We start from the raw sequence: 5,177 nt of genomic DNA, 5'->3' as shown, positions 1-5,177 counted from the left end.
GGACGGGCAGGGCGCTCACGCCATGGTGGTCAAGTTCGCGGGCGACGACCCCGACTGCACCGACGGCGCCCATCTCACCGTGGACCTGCGCCGCCTGCCGGGCCAGGCCGGCGTGGTGATGCTGTGCGGCGGCGTGGGCGTGGGCACGGTGACCATGGCGGGCTTGGGCCTCGAGGTGGGCGGCCCGGCCATCAACCCGGTGCCCCGCCGCAACATCGAGGACAACCTGCGCGAGGTCGCGGCCGACCTGCTGGCGCAGGATGGGCTGGAGGTCACCGTTTCCGTGCCGCAGGGCGAGGAGATGGCGAAGAAGACCCACAACGCCCGGCTGGGCATCCTGGGCGGCATCTCCATCCTGGGTACCACCGGCATCGTCAAGCCCTACAGCACCTCGGCCTGGCGGGCCAGCGTGGTGCAGGGCGTGCAGCTGGCGGCCACGCTGCCGCACGGCGTGGTGGTGCTCACCACCGGCGGGCGCACCGAGAAGTTCGCGATGGCCGAGCGGCCACAGCTGCCTGCCACCTGCTTTGTGCAGATGGGTGACTTCCTGCGCTACGCCCTGGACGAGGCGGTGGCCCGCGGCCTGCGCGAGGTGGTCATTGCCGGCATGGTGGGCAAGCTCACCAAGATCGCCCAGGGCGAGACCATCACCCACGCCAACCGGGCCGAGGTGGACACCGCGCTGCTGGCCAGGCTGGCGGCCGAGGTGGGCGCGCCGCCCGACGAATGCGCGGCCATCGCCGCTGCCGAGACCGCCCGCTTCGCCGCCGAGCGCATGGCAGCGCTGGGCCGGGTCGACGCCTTCCACACCCGCCTGGCCCAGGCCGTGGTGGCCACCCTGAGCGACCCGGCCCGCTACGGCGGGCGCTTCCGCCTGCAGGTGCTGGTCTGTGATTTCGAGGGCCGGAAGCTGGCCGAAGCCGCTTCTGCCCCCTGTTGTTGAGATGCCCATGAAAGACTCCCTGGAACCGGGGTTCCGCGACCCCAACCCCTGCCGCGTGATCGGCGTGCTGGACGACGGTGCCGCCAGCCTGGACGCCACGGCCCTGGCCCATCTGCGCACGGCCGATCTGGTGATCGGCGCGACCCGGCAGCTGCAGACCCTGGCCGCGGAGATCCGCCCCGAGGCGCGCCAGCGCGACCTGGGCGGCGCGCTGGCCCAGGTGCCCGGCTGGGTGGACGCGGCCCGGGCCGAGGGCCTGCGGGTGGTGGTGCTGGCCAGCGGCGACCCGTTGTGCCACGGCATCGCCGCCTACCTGGGCGCGCGCCTGTGTCTGGACGCGCTGGAGGTGCTGCCCAACCGCTCCACGCTGCAGCTGGCCTGCGCCCGCATCGGCCTGGCCTGGCAGGACGCCACCATCGTCTCCATCCATGGCTGCGATGCCGGCGAATGGGCGGCGGGCGCCGAGCCCGGCCACGGCCTGTATCGGCTGGCCCAGGCCCTGCGCCAGCACGACCGCCTGCTGGTGCTCACCAGCCCGGACAACAGCCCCGACCGGGTGGCCCGCCTGCTGCTGGCCGAGGGCCTGGGCGAGGACTTCCAGCTGGCGGTGGCCGAATGCCTGCTGCAACCGGGCGAGCGGGTGCGCAGCGGTCTGAGTGCGGCCGAGGCCGCCACGCTGCGCTTTGCCGACCCCAATGTGCTGCTGCTGTGGCGGGTGCAGCCGCGCCAGCCCGCCGTGCGTTTCGGCCTGGCCGATGCGGCCTATGCCCAGCGCCAGCCCGACAAGGGACTGATCACCAAGCAGGAGGTGCGCGCCGTCAGCCTCGCGCGGCTGCAACTGTGCGCCGACAGCCGCGTCTGGGACATCGGCGCGGGCAGCGGCTCGGTGGGCCTGGAGGCCGCGCGCCTGTGCCCGCAGGGCCATGTCTGGGCCATCGAGAAGAACGCCGACGATGTGGCCATCGCCGCGCGCAACCGCGCCGCCATGGGCCTGAGCAACCACACCCTGGTGCACGGCAAGGCGCCCGAACACCTGGACCGCTGGCCCGACCCGGATGCGGTGTTCATCGGCGGCTCCGGCGGCGAGCTGGCCGGGTTGATCACGCTGTGCCTGGCCCGCCTGCGCCCCGGCGGCTGGCTGGTGATGAACTTCGTGACGCTGGAGAACCTTGCCACCGCGACGCAGGCCCTGACCGACGCTGGGGCGGTCTGGGATGTGCTGCAGCTGCAGGCGGCGCGCAGCAAGCCGATTCTGCAGATGCACCGCATGGCGGCCGAGAACCCGGTGTGGATCGTCTGCGCCCAGCGCGGCACCGCGCCTGAGGAGGCGAGCACATGACGGTCCCCGTGACCCACGGCACCCTGATCGGCGTCAGCCTGGGGCCGGGCGATCCGGAGCTGATCACCCGTGCGGCCTGGGCCCAGCTGCAGCGCCAAGAGGTGGTGTGGGTCTACCCGGCCCGCAGCACCAAGACGCCCAGCTACGCCTTCGACATCGCCCAGCGCGCGGGCCTGACGCCGCCGGCCGAGCACCAGGCCCTGCTGTTCCCCATGACGCACGACGCCGAGAAGCTGCTGCGCCACTGGCAGCGCGCGGCCGAGACGGTGCTGCCCTGGCTGCAGGCCGGGCGCGACGTGCTCTTTCTGGTGGAGGGCGACGCCAGCACCTACGCCACCTTCGGCCACCTGGCCCGCACGCTGCAGGCCCAGGTGCCGGGCCTGTCGGTGCGAACCCTGGCTGGCGTCAACGCCTTCACGGCGGCCTGTGCGCGCCTGGGCCGGCCGCTGTCCGAGCAGGACGACACGGTGGCCATCGTGCCCGCGGCCTACGGCGTGGATGCGCTGGACCGCTTGCTGCCCGAGTTCGACACCCTGGTGCTGCTGAAGGTCAAGCCGCTGATCGAGCCGATCTTCGACTGGCTGATCGCGCGTGGCCTGCTGGCCGGGGCCGACTTCATCGAGCGCTGCGGCGCCCCGGACGAGCGGGTGTACCGCGGCGCCGAGATGCTGGCCCTGCGCGGCCAACCGGTCAGCTACCTGTCGCTGCTGCTGGTGCGCCATGGGCAGCGCCAGCGCGGCGAGCGCATCCGCGGCTGTCTGAAGAAGACGCCGCCCACCCCGAACGCCCTCATCACCCCATGAACGACCTGTCGCCTTCATCTTCGCTGCCCCGTGTGGTCCTGGTGGCCCTGACCAAGCACGGCGCTGCCCAGGCCGCGGCCCTGGCGCGGCAGCTGCCCGCGGCCGAGGTCTGCGTGGCGGCCAAGTTCGCCGCCGCCCTCGCCGGCCAGCTCAATCCGGTGCGCGCCTACGAGGGCGCCTTCAAGGACGAGGTGCCCGGCCTGTTCGCGCACTACGACCAGATCGTCTTCTTCGTCTCGCTGGGCGCGGTGGTGCGCCTGATCGCCCCGCACCTCAAGAGCAAGGACGAGGATCCCGGCGTGCTGGTGGTGGACGACGCCGCTCAGTTCGTCATCCCGGTGCTCTCGGGCCATGTGGGCGGCGCCAACGCCATGGCCGAGGCCGTGGCCGCGCTGCTGGGCGCCACGCCGGTGCTGACCACCGCCTCCGACGTGGGCAAGACGATTCCGGTGGACATCCTGGGCCGCGAGCTGGGCTGGACCGTGGAGGCCCCCAAGCTCAACATCACCCGTGTCTCGGCGGCGGTGGTCAACGAGGAGCCGGTGGCCTTTGTGCAGGAGGCCGGCAGCCCGCACTGGTGGACCCGGCCCACGCCGCTGCCGGCCCACATCCACCGCTTCGACCGTTTCGAGGCGGTGGAACTGGACCGCTATGCCGCCGTGCTCTGGGTCACCCACGCGCCGGTGCCGCCCACGCTGTGGCAGTGGCTGGACCAGCGTCTGGTGGTCTATCGACCGCCGCTGGAGGACCGGGCATGAGGATCGCCCTGGGCCTGGGCTGCGACCGCGGCACGCCGCTGGACACCTTCGAGCAGGCGGTGACCCGCGCCCTGGTGGAGGTGCGTCTGCGCCACGGCTGGGCCGAGCTGCAGGTGGTGGGCATGGGCAGCATCGACCTCAAGGCCGACGAGATCGGCATGCTGGCCCTGGCCTGCGATCGCGGCTGGCCGCTGCGCTTTTTCACGCCCCAGGCGCTGGCGGCGGTGCCCGTGCCCAACCCGTCCGAGACCGTGCGCCGCCACACCGGCACCCCCTCGGTCAGCGAGGCCGCGGCCCTGCTGGTGGCCGGTGCCCGTGGCCCCGAGGCCTTGCTGCTGGAGAAGCTGCGCGTGAAGGGCGCCGATGGCCGCAACGCCACCGTGTCGGTGGCCCGGGCCGAACCCATGAACCCCGGAGAGAACGCATGAACGATGTGATTGAGACGGCCGCGCCCGCGGGCAAGATCATGCTGGTGGGCATCGGCCCCGGCAGCGTGGAGCACATGACCGGCCGCGCCCGCGCGGCCATCGCCGAGGCCGACACCATCATCGGCTACGTCACCTACATCAAGCTGGTGGCCGACCTGATCGAGGGCAAGGAGGTTATCCGCAAGAGCATGACCGAGGAGCTCGACCGCGCCATCGAGGCCCTGGACCGGGCCCGCGCCGGCAAGAAGGTGGCGCTGGTGTCCTCGGGCGATGCCGGCGTCTACGGCATGGCCGGCCCCACCTACGAGGTGCTGTTCGAGGCCGGCTGGACGCCCGACTCGGGCATCGCCGTCGAGATCGTGCCCGGCGCCTCGGCGCTCAACAGCTGTGCTGCGCTCGTCGGCGCGCCGCTGACCCACGACTTCTGCGCCATCTCGCTGTCGGACCTGCTCACCCCCTGGCCGGTCATCGCCCGCCGGCTGGACGCGGTGGCCCAGGCCGACTTCGTCGTCGCGCTCTACAACCCCAAGAGCGGTCGGCGCACCCAGCAGATCGTGCAGGCCCAGCAGCTCTTGCTGCGCCACCGCCGCCCGGACACGCCGGTGGCCATCGTCAAGAGCGCCTACCGCCGCCGCGAGCAGATCACCTTCACCACGCTGGACCAGATGGCCGAGGCCGACATCGGCATGCTCAGCACCGTGCTGATCGGCAACAGCCAGACCTTTGTGCGCGAGGGCCGCATGGTCACCCCGCGCGGCTACGCCAACAAGTACGCGCTGGAAGAGGGCGGTGCCACCCGCGCCGGCGAGCAGGCCGGGCGCTCGCTCTCCACCGGCCTGCTGGGCTGGCTGCAGGTCCTGCAGGCCGAGCACCAGGCCGGCGCACCCCGGACGAGCTGGCCCGCCG

General features: G+C 72.6%; 6 protein-coding genes. All 6 read left to right on the top strand.

Annotated features, from left to right (window positions below):
- Positions 1–943, top strand: a 943-nt coding sequence (locus I73_RS22880) for a cobalt-precorrin-5B (C(1))-methyltransferase (RefSeq protein ID WP_026097102.1), incomplete at its 5' end; no start/stop codon positions are given.
- 7 nt (positions 944–950) lie between these two features.
- Entirely contained in the window at positions 951–2,282 is a 1,332-nt protein-coding gene (locus tag I73_RS22875) for a bifunctional cobalt-precorrin-7 (C(5))-methyltransferase/cobalt-precorrin-6B (C(15))-methyltransferase (RefSeq protein ID WP_022982749.1), read from the top strand.
- Positions 2,279–3,085 (top strand): precorrin-2 C(20)-methyltransferase, encoded by an 807-nt coding sequence (gene cobI / locus I73_RS22870; RefSeq protein ID WP_022982748.1) that lies wholly within the window; start codon positions 2,279–2,281, stop codon positions 3,083–3,085. Before I73_RS22875 ends, cobI begins: the two co-directional genes overlap by 4 nt.
- Complete coding sequence (locus I73_RS22865) at positions 3,082–3,843, top strand: cobalamin biosynthesis central domain-containing protein (protein ID WP_022982747.1); 762 nt, start codon at positions 3,082–3,084, stop codon at positions 3,841–3,843. Before cobI ends, I73_RS22865 begins: the two co-directional genes overlap by 4 nt.
- On the top strand, positions 3,840–4,271 hold the full coding sequence (locus I73_RS22860; RefSeq protein ID WP_022982746.1) for a cobalamin biosynthesis protein: 432 nt from the start codon (positions 3,840–3,842) through the stop codon (positions 4,269–4,271). Before I73_RS22865 ends, I73_RS22860 begins: the two co-directional genes overlap by 4 nt.
- Positions 4,268–5,177: precorrin-3B C(17)-methyltransferase (gene cobJ / locus I73_RS22855; RefSeq protein ID WP_022982745.1), on the top strand; the 910-nt coding region annotated here is incomplete at its 3' end. The genes I73_RS22860 and cobJ, both read left to right, overlap by 4 nt.

The organism is Ideonella sp. B508-1 (genome assembly GCF_000333615.1).
In the GTDB taxonomy this organism is placed as follows: Bacteria; Pseudomonadota; Gammaproteobacteria; order Burkholderiales; family Burkholderiaceae_C; genus Ideonella.
Note: the sequence above shows the minus strand (reverse complement) of the source record. Positions and strands in the feature narration are given on the sequence as shown.

Excerpts from the sequence above, each read along its gene's own strand:
- I73_RS22865 (WP_022982747.1), top strand. The coding sequence starts at position 3,082 with ATGAACGACCTGTCGCCTTCATCTTCGCTGCCCCGTGTGGTCCTGGTG.
- I73_RS22860 (WP_022982746.1), top strand. The coding sequence starts at position 3,840 with ATGAGGATCGCCCTGGGCCTGGGCTGCGACCGCGGCACGCCGCTGGAC.
- I73_RS22875 (WP_022982749.1), top strand. The coding sequence starts at position 951 with ATGAAAGACTCCCTGGAACCGGGGTTCCGCGACCCCAACCCCTGCCGC.
- cobI (WP_022982748.1), top strand. The coding sequence starts at position 2,279 with ATGACGGTCCCCGTGACCCACGGCACCCTGATCGGCGTCAGCCTGGGG.